The sequence below is a fragment of the Paenibacillus lactis genome (assembly GCF_017873605.1).
Classification (GTDB): domain Bacteria; phylum Bacillota; class Bacilli; order Paenibacillales; family Paenibacillaceae; genus Paenibacillus_AQ; species Paenibacillus_AQ lactis.
On record NZ_JAGGKI010000037.1, the window covers coordinates 1 to 20,951 of the forward strand.

The following is a 20,951-nucleotide window of genomic DNA, read 5'->3' on the forward strand; positions in this document are numbered from 1 at the left end:
CGATTGGGTATATGTCCCCGGTGCGTTTTGAGCAGTGCTATTACGAGTGCATAGCTTAGCTTAGAGGTGTCTACTTTCTTGACAGAAGAGCATTTCGGGACTTGTTTGCGCCTGTGGCGCGCATTTCACCTCCACAAGTCCCTTTTCGGGACTTGTTTGCGCTTGTGGCGCGCTTTACGCTCCCCCAAGTCCCCTTTCGGGACTTGTTCACTGGCGCTCCCCCCTCTTCGATCCTCCCATCCCCGCCGCCGTGCATAATCTACCTTTGTTTGCCCACAATAATCCCTGTCTTTCCAAAACCATTTCAAAGGGAGTGTAACGCATGCGTGAAGGTTTGATTCCTGCTGTTCTCGGAACTGTAGTTTCTGCTTCAGGCGCCGCTCTGCTTTGCAGCAAGTATAAGCTTGCCGCAACCGGTATTCTTGGCTTCGGACTGGCCCATGTCGTGCTGGGTGCGATTGACCTGGTGGAACACCGGTAAGGATTTGGAGGACATTACGCGCAGCAATCCTGCCTGACATCTTCTGCCGCGAGGGACTTCAAGGCAAGAGACGGGCAGGGCTGCGCACTTTGCACTGCATACAAAAGCGGACTCCGCCCTTTGGCGTAGAGTCCGCTTTTTTACGTTACCGGATGTTTATATGAGACGCAATAGAAAAGATATCAGATTCGGCCTGCTTTAAACCCTTGGTGCACTTTGATTACTTCTACTTTTGTTATACTACAAGTGACTGTTTGAAATACTTGAGGCTACTTTTTAAAAACCCGGTATTTTCGTTTAGCCTGAAGCTTGCTGCTTCTTGCTTCCTTTCGGAGTCGAAATAAACCAATACGCGCTGCCGACAAACAGCCCGCCCCCAACAATATTGCCGAGCGTTACCGGAACCATGTTGCTGATCCAGCCGGCGACGGACACCGTCTCCGGATGTCCCGGCAGAATATTGGCAAGTGTAAGCAGCGTCATGTTTGCAACGCTGTGCTCGTAGCCCGTAGCAATAAAGGCAAACAAGCACCACCAGATCAAGATCAGTCTGGCAACCTCGTTTTTCGCTCTCATGCCCGTCCAGATGGCCAAGCAAACCAGCCAGTTGCACAGGATTCCCCGGAAAAACAGCTCCATGAACGGGTCGTTCATTTTCTTAGCTGCCGCCGTAAAGATGAGGTGATCGGCCGGAATGCCCTTGAAAAGACCGGTGGCCGCAACCAGATAACTAAGCAGCACTGCCCCTGCTATATTACCGATGAACACGATCCCCCAGTTTTTAAGCGTATCCAGGGTGGTTGTTTTTCCGGATAACGTGCTCATGGTGAATACCATATGATTGCCGGTAAAAAGCTCCGATCCGGCGAATACGACCAGCGTCAGCGCGATGCCGAACGCAGCCCCCATAACGAGAGATTGAAACGGCGAGCCTTCCGCGGCGAGCGGAGCCCCCAGCTTAAATATCAGCACAATGCCGATGCCGACATAGGCGCCGGCGAGCATGGTTGAGACGATATAGCGCAGCAGGCTTTCATTCATCATTTCTTTCTTCTTTACCGCTGTCTGGACGACGGCTTCCACGTCGCTTGCGAACATGGGACAACACCTCTTATTCTGTCGGTTTGATGATGCGATGGAGAATTACCGCTTCGTGAGGCAAAGCTCGACCCTTCCTTCCCGTTCCCGGACAGGATAGGTTCGCACGTTCCCTGAATCGGGCGCCTGAACGTTACCTGTCGCCAGCTCGATTTTCCAATCGTACAGCGGGTCGTAAATATAATGCCCGGACAGTATTGCCTCCGCCAGCGGGCCCCCTTTCGGGTGCGGATTATGGTTGTCCAGCGCGAACCAGCGATGATCCGAGGTCCGGAAGACAGCGATCTCCTGATCTCCGAACTTAACGACTCTGCCGATCTGGGGCAGGAAATCCTCAGCCTGCCCGATAACTACGTATTGACCACTTTCCATATAGGATCAACCTCCATGTACAACGTTTGCCATGTATGCATGAGCACGAATAGCCGGACCAATATTCCGAAGACCCATGCAACTGTGAAACATCTCTATAAAAAACTTATAACATTCTGCTGCGCCGGAACATGCGACGCGTTTCTTACGTCAATCCGGTGCTTCAACTGCGATTAACCCATCCCCCAGGTCTGATCGAGCACGAGGCCATGACGCTGATCCGGCGTTTGGCCGAGTGCAGGCAGCCGTATAGACCTGCCTGCACGGCCCTGCTCACCCGGATACCGAACCAAGGGTTCAACGGGAATGTCTGGGGCGATAAGCGCTAGTGTACTCAAGTTACTCGCCCCATGCCGGACTCGCCCGAATCGCCGCGGCTATGTCGCGACGACCGGCTGCACGTCGCGGTACAATACATCCCGAAGCTTGTCATCTTCCAGCACTTTCTTCCAAGGATCCAACAGCTGCGACAACGCCAGCTCGATTCGCTCCACGAGCTCCTTGCGCTGTTCCGTGTTATGAAGGACCGCCTCGCGAATCGCCTCAAGACCAAGCCGTTCGACCCATTCCGAAGTCCGCTCCAGATAATTTCCCGTCTCTCGGTAATACTGCATGAGGGCTGCGCATATTTCGATCAGCTCTTCATCGGTCTTCACCTTGCAGAACGAATCAGCGAGCCGCGCCTTCGTTCCCCCGTTGCCGCCGACAAAGATTTCCCAGCCGCCGTCATTGCCTACAATGCCGATGTCCTTCGTGCAAGCTTCGGCACAGTTGCGGGGACATCCGTTCACCGCCATTTTGAATTTGGCCGGAAAGTCCAGCCGCTCGAACTTCCGTTCGAGGTAAGCGCCCATTCCCATCGAGTCCTGCGTGCCGAATCGGCAAAATTGCGAGCCGACGCAGGTCTTGACGGTCCGGAGCGATTTGGCATAGGCATAACCGGAAGGCATATCCAGCTCCTCCCACACCTTCGGCAAGTCCTCTTTCTTGACGCCGACCAAGTCCAGACGCTGTCCTCCCGTCACCTTGACGACCTTGACATTATACTTTAAGGATACGTCCGCAATTTTCTTCAGCGCCTCCGGAGTTGTCACGCCGCCGTACATACGAGGGACAACCGTATACGTGCCGTCCTTCTGGATGTTGGCGTTCATCCGCTCATTCACGAACCTCGACTCGCGCTCCTCCCGGTGCGTCAGCGGGTTCAGCATGGTCAGGTAGTAGTTTAGCGCCGGACGGCATTTCGAGCACCCTTCCGGATTGCTCCAATCCAGAACATGCATGACCTCTTTCGTGGTGGTCAAGCCTTTGGCCCGGATCTCCGCAACGATGGTATCCCGGTCGAGCGTCGTGCACGGGCAGATTCCCTGCTTGGCTGCCGTCGTAAAGCCGTCTCCCAATACGCTCTGGAGAATCTGCTCTACCACAGGCTTACAACCGCCGCAAGACCGCGTCGCCCCGGTGCATGCCTTGATCTCATCCACGGTGGTCATTCCCTGAACCGTGATGGCGTCCACGATCGCTTTCTTTGTAACGCCGTTGCAGCCGCACACGATTTCGTCGTCAGGCATTTGCGCAATGCGCGTCGCTGCGTCCGCCCCTTTTCCGGCACAGCCGCCGCCCATGATCGAGTGATAGATGTCGTCGGTCATCTGCGCCTTTTTTCGTATCAAAGACTGCAGATTGGCCGATTCGCTCACATCCCCGAACAAAATGGCACCTACGATCATTCCGTCCCTGAGCAGGATTTTCTTATAGGTTTTCTTCCAATCATCCTTGGCGAGAACAACGTCATGCTCCGGCTGCTCGATAAATTCCCCGGCCGAGAATACGTCTACTCCGCTAACCTTTAATTTGGTCGACACAATCGACCCTTCATACGGAGGGGTGTCCACGCCGCATAACCGCTTGGCCAGCACTTGTCCTTGCTCGAATAACGGCGCAACAAGCCCGTAGCATACGCCGCGGTGCTCGCAGCATTCGCCGACGGCGTACACATCCTTCATCGAGGTTCGCAGATGGTCGTCCACGACGATGCCCCGCCGGACCTCGATCCCGCTCGCCTGCGCTACCTCCGTATTGGCACGGATGCCGACAGCCATGACGACCAAATCCGCGTCCAGCTCATCGCCGTCCTTGAAACGGAGACCGGTTACCCGCGTATCCCCCAATACCTCAACCGTCTGTTTTCCTAATAAAAAGCGGATGCCCTGCTGCTCAAGCTCATGCTGCAGCATCTGCGCCGCCACGGAATCGAGCTGGCTCTCCATAAGATCGTTCATCAGATGCACAACGGTCACGTCCATGCCGAGACTCACGAGGCCTTTGGCAGCCTCCAATCCCAGTAATCCCCCTCCGATGACCGCAGCTTTCCGGTACGTTTTCGCTGCCTGAAGCATCCGGGTGCAGTCGGCGATATTTCTAAAGCCGATAACGCCTTCTTTGTCGCTGCCGGGTACCGGCAATATGAAGGGCTTGGATCCCGTTGCGATTATGACATGATCATAGGGAACAGCCATCCCGTTGTCCGTCATGACAACCTTGGCGGCTTCATCAATCCGCTGCGCGCTTGTTCCCGTATGCAGCGTAATTCCGTTATCTTCATACCATTTCCAATCATTCAAGACGATGTCATCCAGCGTTTTGCTGCCTTCAAGCACATAAGAGAGCATAATCCGGTTGTAATTCGGGTGCGGCTCCTGGCCGATCACGGTAATATCGAATGCCCCGCTGAGCTTTAAAATTTGCTCGACCGTGCTGATTCCTGCGATCCCGTTGCCGATGACCACTAGCTTTTGTTTTTTTGCTGCTGGCATGGTTATTCCTCCCACACTGTATTGTTGCGTTATCCCCATCCAATCCTTTCAAATTGATTATATCGTCTTATGTCCGAATTATTTGTGATATATTTCACACTCTTAGTTAAAATTTTTAATACTCAGCAAAAATAACCCCGCCTCAACAGGAAGGCAAGGTTACATCCTTTCGAATGCCTATATCATGCGGGCTTCCATGAATTCCCGTCTTCCGTTCGTTTTCAAATAGGGCATAATGCCCGCATATCCGGCAGCGTTCAGGTTCACTCCGGTCACCCAATTGCCTGCAAGCTCTTCCCCCTGGGCCCCGGCGATGACCACCGGTGCGGGAATCAGCTCCTGATACAGCGGAATCCCCGCCCGGATCGCCTTAAATGCTTTCCCGCTCTGCAAGAAGGGAATTGCACTGCTGTACGTAGGCACGAAATACTTGCCGATCACTTCAAGCTCCTCTCCGTCATAAAAGGGCTCCCCGCCTATAAACGGATGCAGCATGAGGATATTTTCATAATGCGACCAGATGAGCATCTGCAGCAATCGCCTTGTCCCGCTGCCTTCCAGTCTGTCTCCGATCTGCACGCCGTACTTCTCATAATCGATAAATTTCCAGCCGCGCGGACCCTTCACCCATTTCTGAAACATGCCTCCGCCCTCTCCGCTCCGTCCGGGTTGATCTGGGCTTGTTCCTTTTAAAACCGTCAACCGCTCCTCAACGGCATGCTGGCCCAGCATATGGCGAGTCTTCTCCACAATATGCCTAACCTTGAGCGAAGCGTTTGCAAGCTCGGCGATGTCTTCTTGTCCATATTGAAAATAGGAAATATAACCGCGTTCCATCATTAAGATCGCCTCCTTCGACTGGCGTCAAGCGGATCTACTGACATCATATAAACGAACGGCGGGGTTGGTGCATGTCCGGTTAGGTTTTCCCGTTTTTTTCTTTCCAATCCCCCATCTAGCCGCATAAGAATAACGTCTACCGACGCACGCTCAAAGGAGACAGACCGCGTTTCGCGGTCGTTTCTCTTGTGATATCAGCCGGCAAATCCTCCGGAACGTTTATAGATCTGATATTCAATAAAAAAGAACCCTGATATGAGTTGTTCTCATGTCAGGGTTCAGCTAGTGATGGGAACGCCGCCAATGGATCATTTCTCGACCCATTGTTCAGCCCAGGAAGCAATCTGCTCCATGACCGGGCGAAGCGCTTTGCCTTTCTCCGTAAGCTCGTATTCAATACGAACCGGCGTTTCGGGGTACACATGACGAATCAAAATTCCTTCGCATTCCAGATCCTTCATCCGCTCCGACAGCATCTTGTCACTCATGGACGGAATCAGATTGGAGATGTCTTTAAAACGCTTCGGACCGCTCATCAACGTCTGGATAATCAATCCGTTCCACCGTTTACCCAGAAAAGAAAACGCGGATTCAAAGCGGGGACACAGCGAAATGTTTGTAACTTCCATATCCTTTCACCTCTTTACGAAGTCACCTTGTGTTCAAAAAGTTATTCGTTTATCGTGAGATCGAAAAACTTACGATTAGTTAGTATGTTTCATTTTAACACATTTTCGGGAAGCTGAAAACCACCTGGCCCCTTTTTCCCATAAATTCAGCACTTATTCCGTTAATATCCGTGCCAAAATATCCAGATCGGATTCGATGGTCCGGGATAATTTTCGGTTATACAGGACGGCAGCTGGATGGAACAATGGAAAAATGTTATAGGTTTCCAGCGAAAATCGATAGCCGGCAGCGGGATTGTCACGTTCTGCCGCCTGCTGAACGGGCCCTTCGATCATTTTCCCGTGCAGCGAAGTGACGGTTTCATGGCTCCCGATCAACCGGTGCAGCGCAATATTCCCCATCGGGATCAGGAATTGCGGGCGAACCAAACGGATTTCCTCGTCCAGAATCGGCGCATGGGCCAAGATTTCGGCTTTCGTGGGCGTTCGGTTCGAACGGCTGACCACCCTTTCGCCGGAAGCCCGGGTGATGATGCGTTCCTTGAACGGTCGGCTCCTTACCGTGCTTGTAATATAGACCTCGCTGCGGGAGAGACCCAGCCGCTCCAAATAGGCGTCCATCTCCCGGCCGGCTTGGCCGGTAAAAGGCATGCCTTCCTGAATCTCGGTAGCCCCGGGCGCTTCCCCGACGAACATGACTTTGGCCGGCACGGCCCCACTCCCCAGCAAAAATCCTTCGACAGGCTCATGCGCAAGCCTGGATCTGCATAAGGCGATCGTCTCCGGACTTACAGGCGCGCTTCGGGTATCCTTCATCCGTCATCCCCTCCCTTGCACTCTCATCCGCGATGCGTGAAATTTCGATATTCTACCTAGTATTTAAAATACCCCATGCTTCAGTATATTGTATCCTTTACCCATAAAAAAATGAATGGCATCACTTCGGCTATAAAGTAGAAAACGAGCCGTTCAAGGCAGATGCCTTGCTCGGCTCGTTTTGCGATGATCGGGATTTATGCCAGCACCGGCAGCGGACGAACCGGCTGACTGTTGCCGAATGTCTGCTTGCCTGCTGTGGAGTAAGCCCAACGGATCGCGTTCGTAATGACTTTCAGCACTTCAGGGTTGTAGTAGGTCGGATACGTCTCATGCCCTGGACGGAAGTAGAAAATGTTCCCGTGGCCGCGCTTGAACGTGCACCCGCTGCGGAATACCTCGCCGCCTTCGAAGTTGCTGACAAAGACCAGCTCATCCGGTGCCGGAATATCGAAGAATTCCCCGTACATCTCCTCATGCTCAATGATGATCGGACCTGTAAGGCCCGCAGCGATCGGATGCGTCGGATTCACGCTCCAAATGATTTCCTGCTCTCCCGCCTCGCGCCACTTCAAATCGCAGCTTGTTCCCATCAGGGCTTTGAACGGCTTCGAAAAATGTCCCGAATGCAGGACGATCAGACCCATACCGTCCAATACCCGCTTGACGACCTTGCTGACGATTTCGTCGCTGACCTGGTCATGAGCCATATGCCCCCACCATAACAGCACATCGGTTGAGTCCAGTACATCATCCGTCAATCCGTGCTGCGGCTGATCCAGCGTTGCCGTGCGGATGATAAAATCCGGATTTTGCAGACCCTCCGCCAAAGCCGTATGGATCCCGCTTGGGTATACGGTGCGGACCTCATCGTGGATTTTCTCGTGTACGAACTCATTCCAAATGGTTACATTAAGCATGCTGCTGTTCCCCCTAATTGCGTATTCGCTTGCTGCTGTACGATGTTAGACCCACCACATTTCTCCAAGCGGCTCTTCGATCAGCACTTGCTGAAGGTTTTGCACGGCTTTGGAGAAGCCTTCCTCAACGGACATCAGTCCGTCTTCATGCTCAATGCTCACCACGTAGTCATATCCGACAAGGCGAAGGGCGCTCATCATATCGGCCCATTCCTTCACATCATGCCCGAAGCCGACGCTGCGGAACTGCCAAGCGCGGTCCAGCATATTCGCGTAGGACTGCATGTCGGTCAATCCGTGTTTGTTCACGTTGATCGGATCAATGCTGGTATCCTTCGCATGGAAGTGATGGATGGCTCCGGCGCGTCCCAGAATGTGGATCGCTTGAACAGGATCGATGCCCTGCCACCACATATGGCTCGGATCAAGATTCGCCCCGATCACTTCACCTGCCGCCTCGCGAAGGCGGAGCAGCGTTCCCGGCGTATGCACGGAGAATCCGCCATGAAGCTCGAGTCCGATTTTTACGTTGCGGTCAGAAGCGTATTTGCCCCACTCGGTCCAGTATGGAATGACTTTGTTCTCCCACTGCCAAGTCAGAATTTCTTGATAATCATTAGGCCACGGGGCTACCGGCCAGTTCGGATATTTGGCATCCTCGTGGTCCCCCGGACATCCCGAGAAGGTGTTAACGACCGGTACTTCCAGCTTCTCTGCAAGCTCAACGGTTTTAACGAATACGTCATGGAACTCCTTTGCTACCGCTTTCTGTGGGTGAAGCGGGTTGCCGTGGCAGCTGAGCGCGCTTATGATCAAGCCGCGGGATTCTACGGCATTCTTGAAGTTTTTCAGCGCAGTTTCGTTCTCGAGAAGCTCGGCCGGATTGCAGTGAGCATTGCCCGGGTATCCGCCCGTGCCGATCTCAACCGCCTTCAGGCCTTTGGAAGCCACGTAATCCAGTGCATCCTCAAATTTACGTCCGCTCAGCAATACCATAAATACGCCTAGTTTCATTGTATACCTCCTGTTTTTTCAAAAAGTATTAAGTATGTGGTGATCATTTAGAACTTAGTTGTCGAAGTAAACCGCTTTGCCGGTCTTCGCCGACTCATAGATAGCTTCCAAGATTTGCGTGACCACGAAGGCTTGCTCCGGCTTAACGACAGGATCCTTGTCTTCGATGATCGCTTCAAGCCACATTCTCGCTTCACGATCGGCATCGCTTTCGCTGGTGCCGGAATAGAATGCCACTCCGCCGGCGTTCAGGTCGATTTTCGTTTCGTACAGTCTGCTCATTTTCTCGCCGTTAATGCGAAGGCCGTCCTGCATATCAGCGCCGCCTTCCGTGCCGGCAAGAATCGTCTTGGCTTCCCCGAATTCCACCACGTTGAGCGCCCAGCTGGATTCCAATTGGATGGTTGCGCCATTCTCCATGGTGATGAAGCCGAATGCGGAGTCCTCGACCGTGAATTGCTTCGGATCCCAAGGACCGAAGGCGTTGGCTGCATTCTCGCGCTGTCCCAGCTTGTGGAAGGTCGAACCGAGCACGCTCTTCGGCTTGTAGTTGTCCATCAGCCACAGCGTCAAGTCAAGCGCATGGGTGCCGATATCGATCAGCGGCCCTCCGCCTTGCTTCTCTTCATCAAGGAATACGCCCCAGGTCGGAACAGCGCGGCGGCGAAGGGCAAGCGCTTTGCCGTAATAGATATCGCCAAGCTCGCCATTCTCGCAGATTCCCTTAAGATACATGCTGTCGTTGCGGAAGCGGTTGTTATAACCGATCGTCAGCTTCTTGCCCGTACGCTCCGCGGCCTCCAGCATCAGCTTCGCCTCGGCAACGGTCTTCGCCATCGGCTTCTCGCACATCACGTGCTTGCCGGCTTCCAGGGACGCTACCGTGATCTCGGAGTGGGAATCATTCGGCGTGCACACATGAATAACGTCGATGCTTTCGTCTTTCAGAAGCTCCCGGTAGTCGGAATAGACTTTGGCTCCTTCAGCGCCGTACTCGGCAGCCGCTTTCTCGGCACGCTCGACCAGAATGTCGCAGAAGGCAACCATCTCGGCCTGCGCCTGCTTTTTCAAGCTTGGCATATGCTTGCCGTTGGCAATCCCGCCGCAGCCGATAATACCGATTCGTAATGTTTTCGACATGTCCGTTTCCTCCCCTGTGAATTCATCTTAGAAAATAATGATAGCGATGGTGTAACGCTTACATTCGGTGATTGCGCGGGTGAAGCTCTTTCGCGCATGCGCCTTCATAAGCTTATATGCTTGCTTCATGACCAAGTGTACAGGATGATGGGCCGGGATTCCAGTTCACGATGGACTCATTGGACACAAAGGGACCATCGGCCCTCCTGGATGAAGCAAACCATATCATGGTCCTAAGCCTTTCAGGCCGTTATTCGGCGGATTCGGCCTGCTGCGGAGCCGGAAGGCTGCCGTAACGGTACGTGCTCTTCAGAACGATATGTCTTCCTTCGAGCGAGGACTGCTGGAACGACTGCATAATCTCCAGCACATGATAGGCCATACGGCCGCTGGAGCGATGGTCCTTCTGCTCATGAATCGATTGGATCATGTCGTTGATGCCAAGCCCGCGCTCGTTCGTGCCGCATTCAAAGACCGGTTCCAGCACTTCCCATGCGTCAGAGCCGTGTCTCTTCAGCTTCACTTCACCGTTGAAGAAGTTCGGATCGCCAAGGCTGAGCGTGCCCTGGGTTCCATAAATTTCGATCCAAGGCAGATTAGAACCGCCGAAGATATCGAAGCTTGTGATCATCGTGCCGATGGCACCGTTCTCAAAATCAAGCGTTCCCGCCAAATGCGTCGGCGTCTGCACGTGGATAGGCTTGCCTTGAAGCGGGCCCGAGCCAACCGTCCGATCCGGGATTTGGATGCCGGTCGAAGCGCTGACACGGCGTGCAGGACCAAGCAGCTCGACCAATGCCGATACGTAATAAGGTCCCATATCCATCATCGGGCCTCCGCCCGCAGCATAGAAAAATTCCGGGTTCGGGTGCCAGGCTTCCGGCCCGGATCCCATCATGAATGCCGTAGCGGCGATCGGCCGTCCGATCTTTCCGGACTCAATAGCCGCCTTGGCTGTTTGAACCCCGGAGCCAAGGAACGTGTCCGGCGCGCAGCCAACGCGAAGCCCCCGCTCATCGGCAAGGTTCAGCACCCGCCGGCCTTCCTCCAGCGTTATGGCCAGCGGTTTCTCGCTGTACACATGCTTGCCCGCTTCCAAAGCGGCGATATCCACATTCGCGTGGCTGGCCGGTATCGTCAGATTGATAATAAATTCAATGTCGGGCTGTGCGAGCATCTCCTCGACGGTATAAACATTCGGGATGTTGAATTCTTCCGCTTTCGCTTTAGCGTTCTCCATAATCAAATCGGCACATGCCACGATCTCGATCCACGGGCTGTTCTTCAAGTTCGTGAAGTAAATGCCGCTGATGTTGCCGCAGCCGATAATGCCTGCTTTCATTTTGTTCATCGATGTCACTCCTTGAGTGTAAGATGTGCCCCGGACTAGTACCATGGTATTCTTTAATGCTTTCGTTTAAAATGAATAATATGATCGAAACATGAACAATCTGGTCATTATTTTCTTCATTTCTTTGTGTGATTCAGAAGGGGACGTAAGCAATGGATTCCAATTTAACGAACCAAGTCGTAGCAGCCGATTTTTCATTTCATCGCAAGCCCTTTAACATGACGATGCCGGACGGATTTGACACCTACCTGATGCGGTGGCAGACCGACGGCCGCTGCCGGGCCCGCATTGATGACGAGCTTGCGCTCGTCGAAGCCGGCGATTTGCTGATTTTTCCTCCGGGCCAATTCTACGAGCTCCGTATTGACGATGAAGTCAATGCCATGGGAGAGCTGACGATTGAGAGCGGAGATTATCATATTTTTTTCAAGGGGCCTTGGGCGGATGCCTGGTGGAAATCGAAGAAGCGTCCTTCCAAAATCCGCGTCCCGATCGAAGAGCGGTACTTGAGCCTGTTCCGCCAGATCGTTCTGGAGCAGCGCCGGGTCTCGAACCCTTATCCGGAAATATCGGACTACACGGCTAGAATTCTCTGCCTGGAGGTCGACCGTCTGCTCTCCGAGCAGCCGACCACCACGCCGAAGACCTATCTGGCCTACCGCATGAAAAATTATATCGAAGAGAACGCATCCTCCATGTTCAAGCTGGAGGACGTCGCCGCGCATGTGGGCATCAGCGTTTCCCGAGCCGTGCACCTGTTCAAGGAAACCTTCGGAACCACCATCATGCAGTATACGATGGATGTCCGCCTGAACATGGCCAAGGAGAGAATCGTATTCAGCCCGCTGTCGCTGGAGGACGTCGCTGAAACGTCGGGCTTTGCCAACTACACCTATTTTCACCGGGTGTTCCGCTCCCGATTCGGCCAATCGCCGAAGCAGTTCCGGATGAACAGCCGGACGCCGACTTAAAGCAGCGATCGATTGCGAGCGACACAAAAAGGACCGGCCAAGGATTTGCTCCTTGCCGGTCCTTCCATTTTAGTTACATAGACGAGAAACGCGCTATCGTCCCTCAAGGGCTGCGATTTACGGCCGAGCGTCCCGCGCGGCCGCCGCTTCGGCAACGACCACTGCCAAATCGTCATTGCCGTACATCGACAGCACGCCAAGAACCGTCTGGTCCGGGATATCCCCAGCCTCCTCCTTCGGCACCGTCAGCTCCAGGACGCGGCCCAGCCGTTCGTTCTCCGGCTGTCCGGGATACGCCTTCCGGTACAGCTCCGCCGGATCCAGGCCGTGATTGACGCACCACTGCGCAAACACAAGGATCATCATATCCTCGTCCTGCCGGTAGGATTCCACGATCCGGTCTTCCATGGATTTTCCTTCAGCATCCATTCTCTCTCTCCCCCTCACCCGAGAAGCAGCCATGCCCATGGCCGCCTTCTACATCATGAGGACATTATAACGCTTCAAGGCCATGTAAACAAAGCGGGGGTTTAAATCGATTTCGTAATTACCTTATGCTTCCCAGCCGCCACTTTAAGGGATCAGCCGTCCGCGACAGGAAGGTCCCCGAGATGATTTCTTCTTTTACTGGCATTAGCTTTTCGGTCCGTCCATTTGTTTGTTATCATATTCCTATTCCTGTTGTCTGTTAAAGCGAGGTTATACATTTATGAAAACATGGAGCCGATGGATGATTCCCGCGATTTATGCCGGAATCCTCGCAGCCGGTCTTGCGTTCCGCCACGAGCTGCTGGATTGGCTTCAGCAGAACCGTTCCCTCCCGCTCATGACGCTGCTGGCCGCTCTTCTGGCCCTGATTCCCATCGTCCCCTATAAAGCCGTCATTGCCTTGCTCGGATACGCTTATGGTCCTGTATGGGCATCGATCGTTACATGGCTCGGTACGACGGCGGCGGCCTGCATCGTTTATTTTGGCGTTCGGACGCTGTACCGGGAATCCGGCAGGCGCCTGCTCGGCAAGTATAAGATGCTGCACGCCTTTACGGAAGCCGTGGAGCGGCATCCCTTTCGGGCGGTATTCCTGGCACGGCTGCTTCCGATCATCCCACAGATGGGTGTGAACCTATACGCCGGGGTTGCTTCGGTTCCGTTCTGGACCTTTACGGCCGCTTCGGCGCTCGGCAAGATCCCTGCAATAGTTCTGTATGCCTGGCTCGGAAGCGGCCTCGCGGACCGGCCTCTTCTGTTCGCCTTGCTAGCAGCAGCCATTATGCTGGCAGCAGCTTCCGGTCTGGTCCTTTACCGATACATGAAACGGCGCCGTGCGAACGTTTGACGAAATTTTGGTTTCACCGGGTAAAAAAGATTATAATAGAACATAAGGTTTCATCATCTTGTAATGAACGCATGGAGGGATAAAATATGGATAATCGTACAGCCCCAAGTCAACTGGCCACGTTTGCCGGAGGGTGCTTTTGGTGCATGGTCTCTCCGTTTGACGAACTGCCAGGCATCCTGAAGGTGGTGTCCGGCTATACCGGCGGCCACACCGAGAACCCGACCTACGAGGAGGTCTGCTCCGATACGACCGGCCATTACGAGGCCGTCCAAATTACGTATGATCCGGAGGTCTTCCCATATGAGAAGCTGCTGGAGCTGTTCTGGCAGCAGATTGACCCGACCGATGAAGGCGGGCAGTTCTATGATCGCGGAACGTCCTACCGTACCGCTATTTTCTATCATACCGAGGAGCAGCGCGAGCTCGCCGAGCAATCCAAGGCAGCGCTTGCGGCAAGCGGTAGATTCGATAAGCCGATCGTAACGCCGATTATTCCGGCCAGCACGTTTTACGAGGCGGAAGAGTACCATCAGGATTATTACAAAAAAAATCCGGGCCATTACAAGCGGTATCGTAAAGGCTCCGGCAGGGAGGATTTCATCGAGCGCCATTGGTCCGAGCCGATCGATAAAGAGGAGCTTAAGCAGCGCTTGACCCCGATCCAATATGAGGTCACCCAGAATAACGCGACCGAGCCGCCGTTCCGCAACGAGTTCTGGGACCATGACGGCGAAGGCATCTATGTGGATATCGTCTCCGGCGAGCCGCTTTTCAGCTCGACCGACAAATATGATGCCGGCTGCGGCTGGCCGAGCTTCACGCGGCCGATCCGCGAGCACAACATCAAGGAGAAGCTCGACCTTAGCCACATGATGGTGCGCACCGAGGTAAGAAGCAAGAAAGCCGATTCCCATCTGGGGCATGTGTTTGACGACGGTCCAGGGCCGAACGGCCTTCGCTACTGCATCAATTCGGCCGCGCTTCGATTCGTTCCGAAGGAGGATCTGGAGAAGGAAGGCTACGGCGAATACCTGCAGCTGTTTGAGAAGTAAGCGGGTCTTCGGTCTTTGCATCCGATTAATATCGGGCCCGACCGGGTAATATGACAGTAATCGAACATATAAATGGAGGGATTTCACGATGCCTTGGAGCAAGCATGACTATCCGCCGTCCATGAAAAACCTCGAGCCCCGGGTCCGGAACAAAGCCGTGGAAATCGCGAACGCCCTGCTGGAGGAAGATTACGATGAAGGCCGCGCGATTGCCATCGCCACGGCCAAAGCCCAGGAGTGGGACGAGAACCATCCGGATGAGAAGGAGTAGCCTGATGGTTTACGCTACCTATATCATTTATAGAAAAACAAGTCCTGCGAACGGGACTTGTTTTTTTTCATATTGGTTGTGTCTATCGAATCCCGCTAATATTCTAGGAAAAGCTAAACACTCACTACCCAAGCCACTGGTTTCATTCATGAAATGGAAATTAATCTGCTCGTATCGTGATTGTTTGGCCTGTTGGTTTATTCGAGAAGGGTCTGCTGAACTCACTGAAAATGAATTCCATCCCTTGGATTTGATCAGGAAGCGGCGGGGATATGATGTAGTTAAACGAGGAATGACCAGAGGTACTGCGTCCGGTATCCATGCTGCAGTCGTATTCATCCCCCACATATAATTCGAAATGCTTCAGTTCATATGATTGTTCCGATTCGTTTGTTACGTCCCAATCCATATTGAAGGTGACTACGCTTGCATTGTCATATTGCCGTACAGAGGTCACGGTATAGAAGAATTCCCCTTGTTCCACGGATTTCAGCACGGGAATATGCTTTCTGAATCCGGTCGGCTTTACGACGGGTTTAAAATATTGTTCGTTTAACAATGCACCAAACACCAATTTTAAATAATCCGGATAGATATCATAATCAGCTGCCCATTTCTCTATGTATTCAAATGGCGGATAGCCTGGATTATGGTTAGAGAGCTCCCTGCGTTCTTTTAGCAGCTTGCAAATTTGTTCATCAATGTGATAAACCCCCTCATCGTAATGCTCGGTAGGACGCTCAAATGGCATTCGTTTCATATTTGTCCTCCTATTCCATAATGTTTTGCCCCATATCGGATGTTCAGGATGAAGCTCAGGTTTGCCGCAGCTTTAGACCGGTCTTCTTTTTTATCGTAAGCAGACCAAGATCCGACCGGCATGGTTGTGTTTCTTATTCGGTGCAGTATTCGCATTTTCTTTGCCTCTAAGACGCCAAAATAACGCCAGTACAAGTTAAACGGCCTTCCCCCCGATCACATTCAGGAAAAAGGCCGTTTTGCTTGTATGATGGATTCCCTTATTGAACAAGTGCATTTCATTCTGGGGCTTAAGCATAGACCGCCCCTTCCTCTCGTACACCCGGATCATCACCGGCCGCTTACCGTATGCTGCGCAGGTTTCGGCGCAACGGCGGCTCGCTGGGAGCGCGCTGGCTTCGGGCCTTGCTTCTTGCCGGTTCTCTCTGTACCGAAGGTTACCGTCAATGTGATGATTTGCCCCGCAATGGATACGGCTAATATGGTATACAAGGTTTCAACCAGCGGCATATAGAACAGGGAAAGGAGAAGCACGATCGCATCCATTAGGAAAAAGACCGTTCCTACCTTCAGTCCGCTCCATTCGCTGAACAGAACAGAGATCACGTCATCTCCACCCGTAGCTCCGCCGAATCGGAGGACGATGCCGGCACCAAAGCCGGTCAACACCCCGGACAGCAGCGCAGCTGCCAATAGATTATTCCCAAGATCGATGACGAGCGTCGAGTATCGCTCCATCAATGCATAAAAGAGCGTGAACATGCTCGCTGCCGCAACCGTATGAATGATGAATTTTCTTCCCTTTACAAACCAAGCGATCAGCAATACCGGAATATCCATCAGGATCATGCTGAGCGCAGGCGGAATATCCAGCACATACTTGCCGAGCAGCGCCAGGCCAACAAATCCGCCTTCCGTCAAATGATTATAAAAATTAATGTGGTAATACGCAAATGCCATTAAAAACGTTCCGAACATCATCGCCGACATGGCGATAATCGACTCTTGATTTTTCCTCATACAGGATCCCTCTTGTCGTAGTAGATTGGTCAGACACAGGCCAATCTCTACGCAGAGGCAACCGTGAGGAGTTCATCCTTCGAACCATAGTTCCCATTCCTTTCGTAGAGACCGTCCTGGTCTTCAGACGTCCGACTTCGCTCTACGAAGGAAGCTATGTGTATGAGAGATCATAACGTTTCCAAATCGTCCTTTGGGGATTCGTCCTTCGGGGACTCATGGTATCCTGATCCTTTCTCTTTTAGTTGACTGCTAACAGTATTATAACACAAAAGAGCAGCAAGCTAAACAGACAGCATTCAATTAATGGAAATCACATAAACTTTTGTAAAAATCAAGCGGTTTTGATGCCTTCGTTGCCGCCCCTCCCTTCTGGCAAAAATTATGGATTGCAGGAAGCATACGATTGGCATACCATGGGTATAATAGAACATATGTTCCCTGATGAATCTATTGTTGAGGATGTGTCGCTCATGAAACGGTCGGCTCCCCCCCTTCCCACCCGGGAGGACGAAGCCCTCATTCAAGACTACATGCTGCATGCGGTCCTTGAATCCGTGCTTAAACGCGATATTCGTCTGCTGCCAACCCTAGAGCTCAAGCTGGCTGACCTGTATGCTCTCCTCCTCCGGCATGCCGGCAAAGACAACGCGGACCGGCTCTGGGCGGCCCGACAGCAGATGCGGCGCCGCGGCATACGCATCCTGGGCCGCAGCCGTACCGCCGCCGGATTCGAAATCAAGTATTTGTGCAGAGGATACGAGTGCATGCTGGCATTCGATTCGGCTGCCTTTATTCAGGATCTCGCTTCACGGATCGGGGCGGTATCCCAAAATCGTTTATAAGCCATACTAAGCTCCAAATACGGACAAGGCAGGAGCTTTTATGAAGAATATCTTCCATATCTATGCAGCCGATCTCAGAAGAATAACCCGAAACTGGGCCGCATCCGTCATCATTCTCGGGCTTGCGGTCCTTCCCTCGCTGTACGCATGGTTTAACATCCTTGCCTCATGGGATCCCTACGCCCAGACATCGGGCATTTCGATTGCCGTAGCCAATCTGGATAAAGGCACCACACTGCGCGATCAGCCGATTAATCTCGGTAAAGAAATCGTTGCATCCCTGAAAACCAACGAAAAGCTGGGATGGAGGTTCACGGAGGACAGCGAAAAGGCGGTTCAAGGCGTGCGCCGCGGCGATGACTACGCAGCCATCGTCATACCCGAGAATTTTTCAGCACGCATTGGAACCGTGCTTGGGGATGAACCGGTCAAAGCCGAAATTCTGTATTATACGAATGAAAAGATCAATGCCATTTCCCCAAAAGTGACCGCACAGGGCGCATCGGGCGTCGTGGAGGAGATTAGTAAAAACTTCATCAAAACGGCCAACGGAACCATCTTTGAAATTTTCAACCGGCTGGGCATCGAAATCAAGAACGAGCTTCCGACCATTAACAGGGTCCGGGACCTGCTGTTCCGTTTGGAGGACAGTTTCCCTGAGCTGAATCAAGCGGTCAAGACGGCTGAGGAGGATATCAAGCTCGCCAGCCGCCTTGTTAAGGAGGCCGATGCCGCGCTGCCACGCCTCAAGGATATCGCGCAGACAGGAGAGCAGATGGCTGGGGCGCTGGCTGAATTTGCAGATCGCGCAGCCGAGGCCTCCGCTTCGCTTGATCCCGCGATCCGGCAGGATCTGGAGGTGCTCGAGCAAGTATCGGGTACCATATCGCAAGCCGCGGATGCGCTCGGGCAGACCGATATCGATCCCGAAGAGCTCAAACGCCGGATCCGAGCCGCCACAGAGCGGGCCAAGGTCGGATCAGAGGCAGCCAAGCGACTCGGCGCACTGTTCCAGCGGCTCGGCAGCATCTCCCCTGCAGCCGCCTCGGGGGCGGAACGGCTGAATGAAATCGCCGCTCGGCTTGCCTCCGCCGAGTCCGTTCTTACCGTAATCGGAGAGGCGCTTGAGAAAGGAGACACGCCGCCGCAAGAGTCGATCAACAAGCTGAAGAAGCTGGCTGATGACATTCACACACTGACCGGCACTCTGCTCACGCGGTATGACAGCGAGATCGGCCCGGCGATTCGAGGTGCCTTCAACAAAGGCGAAGACACGGCGAAGCGGGTACAGAGCGAGCTCAACAAGGCGCTGGCAAGCGTTCCGGATATCCAGAAGCTTCTAAAGGATGCCGGGGCCGGCCTGAAGCTCGGCGGTCAAGAAGTACAGCTCGCGAAAAGCCGGCTCCCGGAGGCGGAGCAGCGCATCACGAATTTGGCCAATAAAATACGCGAGCTGGAGGCAGGCGGGGATATTCAGGAGATTATCGATTTGTTGCAAAACAACTTCGAGCTCGAAAGCCAATTTTTTGCCGAGCCTGTTGTCTTGAAGGAGAATCGGCTGTATCCGATTCCCAATTACGGCTCGGCCATGTCCCCCTTCTTCACCACCTTATCGCTGTGGGTCGGGGCGCTGCTGCTCGTTTCGCTGCTCACGGTCGACGTTCATGATGAGGAAAGGAGTCCTCGCAGTGTGGAGGTGTATTTCGGACGATACCTGACGTTTCTCACCATCGCGCTTTTGCAGGCGCTGTTCGTCACGGTTGGCGATCTGTATCTGCTGAAAACCTACGTTGCCGATCCGAACTGGTTCATCGTATTCGCTCTTCTGGTCAGCACTGTATTCATGCTGATCGTCTATACGCTTGTTTCAGTGTTCGGAAATGTCGGCAAGGCGCTGGCGATCGTGCTGCTCGTTCTGCAGCTGGCCGGCGCGGGGGGCACGTTCCCCATCCAGATGACGCCGCCCTTCTTCCAGGCGCTGCACCCATATCTGCCATTCACTTATGCCATCAGCATGATGCGTGAAGCCGTTGGCGGCATCCTATGGGATGTCGTCATTCAGGATTTGCTGATGCTGCTAATATTCGCCGCCATTGCCCTTGTAATCGGCATCGTCCTTAAGAAGCCGATCAACCGGGCGAGCAGCGGACTGGTCCGCAAGGCTAGGGAATCCAAGCTGATTCATTGATCCTTGATGGCAGAAATGCGCAGTACCAGCTGTGACTCTCCAGATGGAAAAAGCGCGCCTATCGCCTGTGATTGCTCAGATGGAAAAATACGCGCGGCTATCGCCTGTGACTCTCACGTTGGTAAGTATGCGCGTATCTGCGCTTTAACGTGTATTAAGAAGAAAACAGCCCCATAAGTAGGTCAGCTTACGTTTTCTCCCTAATTCAAAACAAAAAATGGCGGCGCACGGGATGTGATCTGTGCGCTGCCACTTTTATTTTTGATCGATTGCCACGTTCTTTTGCAAATTTAAACGGTAGCTACTGAGTTCGCATTTTTGCCAAACCTCTTTGCCCCTTTAACAGAGGAGCTCCGGTTCCTCCACAAGTCCCCTAAAGAGACTTGCTCGAGCTTTTGCCTGCTACGTTAGCTCCTCAAGTCCTCAAAAGGGACTTGATCGGGCTTTTACCTGCTACTTTGGCTCCTCAAGTCCCCCAAAGGGACTTGTTCTGACGTTTACCTGCCACTTTAGCTCCACAAGTCCTCAAAAGGGACTTGCTCAGGCTCTTACTTGCAACTTCGGCTCCACAAGTCCCCCAAAGGGACTTGTTCAGGCTTTTACCTGCCACTTTAGCTCCACAAGTCCTCAAAAGGGACTTGATCGGGCTTTTACCTGCCACTTTAGCTCCACAAGTCCTCAAAAGGGACTTGATCGGGCTTTTACCTGCTACTTTGGCTCCACAAGTCCTCAAAAGGGACTTGATCGGGCTTTTGTCTGCCACTTTGGCTCTACAAGTCCCCAAAAGGGTCTTGTTCGAGCGTTTACCAGTTACTTTGGCTCATCAAGTCCCCCAAAGGGACTTGTTCTGACGTTTACCTGCAACTTCGGCTCCACAAGTCCCCCAAAGGGACTTGTCCAGGCTTTTACCTGCCACTTTAGCTCCACAAGTCCTCAAATGCTCTTCTGTCAAGAAAGTAGACACCTCTAAGCTAAGCTATACACTCGTAATAGCACTGCTCAAAACGCACCGGGGACATATACCCAATC

At 53.1% G+C, this 20,951-nt stretch carries 21 protein-coding genes; 7 read left to right on the forward strand and 14 right to left on the reverse strand.

Features of this window, described 5'->3' with window-relative positions:
* Nucleotides 1-322: 322 nt before the first annotated feature.
* The gene (locus tag J2Z18_RS29875) at nt 323-481 is read left to right on the forward strand and encodes a hypothetical protein (RefSeq protein ID WP_007133071.1); all 159 of its coding nucleotides are present in this window, start codon (nt 323-325) and stop codon (nt 479-481) included.
* 297 nt (nt 482-778) lie between these two features.
* Here the strand turns inward: J2Z18_RS29875 and J2Z18_RS29880 are convergent, their stop codons facing one another.
* The 11 genes from J2Z18_RS29880 to J2Z18_RS29930 form a co-directional block, all read right to left on the reverse strand.
* Nucleotides 779-1,579 carry a formate/nitrite transporter family protein gene (locus J2Z18_RS29880; RefSeq protein WP_144872974.1) on the reverse strand — a complete coding sequence of 267 codons (801 nt, stop codon included), beginning with the start codon at nt 1,577-1,579 and terminating at the stop codon, nt 779-781.
* A 45-nt stretch (nt 1,580-1,624) separates the two neighbouring features.
* On the reverse strand, nt 1,625-1,951 hold the full coding sequence (gene nirD / locus J2Z18_RS29885; protein WP_007133073.1) for a nitrite reductase small subunit NirD: 327 nt from the start codon (nt 1,949-1,951) through the stop codon (nt 1,625-1,627).
* Nucleotides 1,952-2,124: 173 nt separating this feature from the next.
* Complete coding sequence (locus tag J2Z18_RS29890) at nt 2,125-2,289, reverse strand: hypothetical protein (RefSeq protein WP_210095753.1); 165 nt, start codon at nt 2,287-2,289, stop codon at nt 2,125-2,127.
* Nucleotides 2,290-2,328: 39 nt separating this feature from the next.
* Nucleotides 2,329-4,767: a nitrite reductase large subunit NirB gene (nirB, locus tag J2Z18_RS29895; protein WP_210095754.1), complete on the reverse strand. Its 2,439-nt coding sequence runs from the start codon at nt 4,765-4,767 to the stop codon at nt 2,329-2,331.
* A gap of 177 nt (nt 4,768-4,944) precedes the next feature.
* Complete coding sequence (locus J2Z18_RS29900) at nt 4,945-5,607, reverse strand: hypothetical protein (RefSeq protein WP_210095755.1); 663 nt, start codon at nt 5,605-5,607, stop codon at nt 4,945-4,947.
* 308 nt (nt 5,608-5,915) lie between these two features.
* Entirely contained in the window at nt 5,916-6,236 is a 321-nt protein-coding gene (locus J2Z18_RS29905; protein WP_007133076.1) for a winged helix-turn-helix transcriptional regulator, read from the reverse strand.
* Nucleotides 6,237-6,389: 153 nt separating this feature from the next.
* Nucleotides 6,390-7,052 (reverse strand): uracil-DNA glycosylase, encoded by a 663-nt coding sequence (locus tag J2Z18_RS29910; RefSeq protein ID WP_007133077.1) that lies wholly within the window; start codon nt 7,050-7,052, stop codon nt 6,390-6,392.
* A gap of 197 nt (nt 7,053-7,249) precedes the next feature.
* A complete protein-coding gene (locus J2Z18_RS29915) occupies nt 7,250-7,972 on the reverse strand; it encodes a ThuA domain-containing protein (protein WP_007133078.1) in 723 nt (240 codons plus the stop codon).
* Between the two features lie 45 nt (nt 7,973-8,017).
* Nucleotides 8,018-8,986 carry a sugar phosphate isomerase/epimerase family protein gene (locus J2Z18_RS29920; RefSeq protein ID WP_007133079.1) on the reverse strand — a complete coding sequence of 323 codons (969 nt, stop codon included), beginning with the start codon at nt 8,984-8,986 and terminating at the stop codon, nt 8,018-8,020.
* Nucleotides 8,987-9,040: 54 nt separating this feature from the next.
* Nucleotides 9,041-10,126 carry a Gfo/Idh/MocA family protein gene (locus tag J2Z18_RS29925; protein WP_007133080.1) on the reverse strand — a complete coding sequence of 362 codons (1,086 nt, stop codon included), beginning with the start codon at nt 10,124-10,126 and terminating at the stop codon, nt 9,041-9,043.
* A gap of 250 nt (nt 10,127-10,376) precedes the next feature.
* Nucleotides 10,377-11,477, reverse strand: a complete 1,101-nt coding sequence (locus J2Z18_RS29930; protein WP_210095756.1) for a Gfo/Idh/MocA family protein — start codon at nt 11,475-11,477, stop codon at nt 10,377-10,379.
* 152 nt (nt 11,478-11,629) lie between these two features.
* On the opposite strand from J2Z18_RS29930, the gene J2Z18_RS29935 reads away from it, so the two are divergent.
* Complete coding sequence (locus J2Z18_RS29935) at nt 11,630-12,448, forward strand: helix-turn-helix transcriptional regulator (protein WP_007133082.1); 819 nt, start codon at nt 11,630-11,632, stop codon at nt 12,446-12,448.
* Nucleotides 12,449-12,565: 117 nt separating this feature from the next.
* On the opposite strand, the gene yxiS is transcribed toward J2Z18_RS29935, so the two are convergent.
* Complete coding sequence (gene yxiS / locus J2Z18_RS29940) at nt 12,566-12,877, reverse strand: protein YxiS (protein ID WP_210095757.1); 312 nt, start codon at nt 12,875-12,877, stop codon at nt 12,566-12,568.
* 280 nt (nt 12,878-13,157) lie between these two features.
* Here yxiS and J2Z18_RS29945 point away from each other — a divergent pair, with 280 nt between their 5' ends.
* From J2Z18_RS29945 to J2Z18_RS29955, 3 genes are all read left to right on the forward strand, one after another.
* Nucleotides 13,158-13,784, forward strand: coding sequence for a TVP38/TMEM64 family protein (locus J2Z18_RS29945; RefSeq protein ID WP_245256268.1), 627 nt, complete (start codon nt 13,158-13,160; stop codon nt 13,782-13,784).
* Between the two features lie 86 nt (nt 13,785-13,870).
* Nucleotides 13,871-14,839 (forward strand): peptide-methionine (S)-S-oxide reductase MsrA, encoded by a 969-nt coding sequence (msrA, locus tag J2Z18_RS29950; protein ID WP_007133085.1) that lies wholly within the window; start codon nt 13,871-13,873, stop codon nt 14,837-14,839.
* Nucleotides 14,840-14,927: 88 nt separating this feature from the next.
* Entirely contained in the window at nt 14,928-15,110 is a 183-nt protein-coding gene (locus tag J2Z18_RS29955) for a DUF2188 domain-containing protein (protein ID WP_028407302.1), read from the forward strand.
* Between the two features lie 160 nt (nt 15,111-15,270).
* Here the strand turns inward: J2Z18_RS29955 and J2Z18_RS29960 are convergent, their stop codons facing one another.
* Entirely contained in the window at nt 15,271-15,870 is a 600-nt protein-coding gene (locus J2Z18_RS29960) for a chorismate mutase (RefSeq protein WP_210095758.1), read from the reverse strand.
* A 329-nt stretch (nt 15,871-16,199) separates the two neighbouring features.
* Complete coding sequence (locus J2Z18_RS29965; protein WP_028407303.1) at nt 16,200-16,889, reverse strand: YitT family protein; 690 nt, start codon at nt 16,887-16,889, stop codon at nt 16,200-16,202.
* 473 nt (nt 16,890-17,362) lie between these two features.
* On the opposite strand from J2Z18_RS29965, the gene J2Z18_RS29970 reads away from it, so the two are divergent.
* Nucleotides 17,363-17,734 carry a YhjD family protein gene (locus J2Z18_RS29970; protein WP_007133090.1) on the forward strand — a complete coding sequence of 124 codons (372 nt, stop codon included), beginning with the start codon at nt 17,363-17,365 and terminating at the stop codon, nt 17,732-17,734.
* 40 nt (nt 17,735-17,774) lie between these two features.
* Complete coding sequence (locus tag J2Z18_RS29975; protein WP_210095759.1) at nt 17,775-19,922, forward strand: YhgE/Pip domain-containing protein; 2,148 nt, start codon at nt 17,775-17,777, stop codon at nt 19,920-19,922.
* Nucleotides 19,923-20,951: the final 1,029 nt, after the last annotated feature.

Bases quoted from the DNA above. Each gene is read 5' to 3' on its own strand.
- J2Z18_RS29875 (WP_007133071.1), top strand. From the start codon at position 323: ATGCGTGAAGGTTTGATTCCTGCTGTTCTCGGAACTGTAGTTTCTGCT.
- J2Z18_RS29880 (WP_144872974.1), bottom strand. From the start codon at position 1,579: ATGTTCGCAAGCGACGTGGAAGCCGTCGTCCAGACAGCGGTAAAGAAG.
- nirD (WP_007133073.1), bottom strand. From the start codon at position 1,951: ATGGAAAGTGGTCAATACGTAGTTATCGGGCAGGCTGAGGATTTCCTG.
- nirB (WP_210095754.1), bottom strand. From the start codon at position 4,767: ATGCCAGCAGCAAAAAAACAAAAGCTAGTGGTCATCGGCAACGGGATC.
- J2Z18_RS29900 (WP_210095755.1), bottom strand. From the start codon at position 5,607: ATGATGGAACGCGGTTATATTTCCTATTTTCAATATGGACAAGAAGAC.
- J2Z18_RS29905 (WP_007133076.1), bottom strand. From the start codon at position 6,236: ATGGAAGTTACAAACATTTCGCTGTGTCCCCGCTTTGAATCCGCGTTT.
- J2Z18_RS29910 (WP_007133077.1), bottom strand. From the start codon at position 7,052: ATGAAGGATACCCGAAGCGCGCCTGTAAGTCCGGAGACGATCGCCTTA.
- J2Z18_RS29915 (WP_007133078.1), bottom strand. From the start codon at position 7,972: ATGCTTAATGTAACCATTTGGAATGAGTTCGTACACGAGAAAATCCAC.
- J2Z18_RS29920 (WP_007133079.1), bottom strand. From the start codon at position 8,986: ATGAAACTAGGCGTATTTATGGTATTGCTGAGCGGACGTAAATTTGAG.
- J2Z18_RS29925 (WP_007133080.1), bottom strand. From the start codon at position 10,126: ATGTCGAAAACATTACGAATCGGTATTATCGGCTGCGGCGGGATTGCC.
- J2Z18_RS29930 (WP_210095756.1), bottom strand. From the start codon at position 11,477: ATGAACAAAATGAAAGCAGGCATTATCGGCTGCGGCAACATCAGCGGC.
- J2Z18_RS29935 (WP_007133082.1), top strand. From the start codon at position 11,630: ATGGATTCCAATTTAACGAACCAAGTCGTAGCAGCCGATTTTTCATTT.
- yxiS (WP_210095757.1), bottom strand. From the start codon at position 12,877: ATGGATGCTGAAGGAAAATCCATGGAAGACCGGATCGTGGAATCCTAC.
- J2Z18_RS29945 (WP_245256268.1), top strand. From the start codon at position 13,158: ATGAAAACATGGAGCCGATGGATGATTCCCGCGATTTATGCCGGAATC.
- msrA (WP_007133085.1), top strand. From the start codon at position 13,871: ATGGATAATCGTACAGCCCCAAGTCAACTGGCCACGTTTGCCGGAGGG.
- J2Z18_RS29955 (WP_028407302.1), top strand. From the start codon at position 14,928: ATGCCTTGGAGCAAGCATGACTATCCGCCGTCCATGAAAAACCTCGAG.
- J2Z18_RS29960 (WP_210095758.1), bottom strand. From the start codon at position 15,870: ATGAAACGAATGCCATTTGAGCGTCCTACCGAGCATTACGATGAGGGG.
- J2Z18_RS29965 (WP_028407303.1), bottom strand. From the start codon at position 16,889: ATGAGGAAAAATCAAGAGTCGATTATCGCCATGTCGGCGATGATGTTC.
- J2Z18_RS29970 (WP_007133090.1), top strand. From the start codon at position 17,363: ATGAAACGGTCGGCTCCCCCCCTTCCCACCCGGGAGGACGAAGCCCTC.
- J2Z18_RS29975 (WP_210095759.1), top strand. From the start codon at position 17,775: ATGAAGAATATCTTCCATATCTATGCAGCCGATCTCAGAAGAATAACC.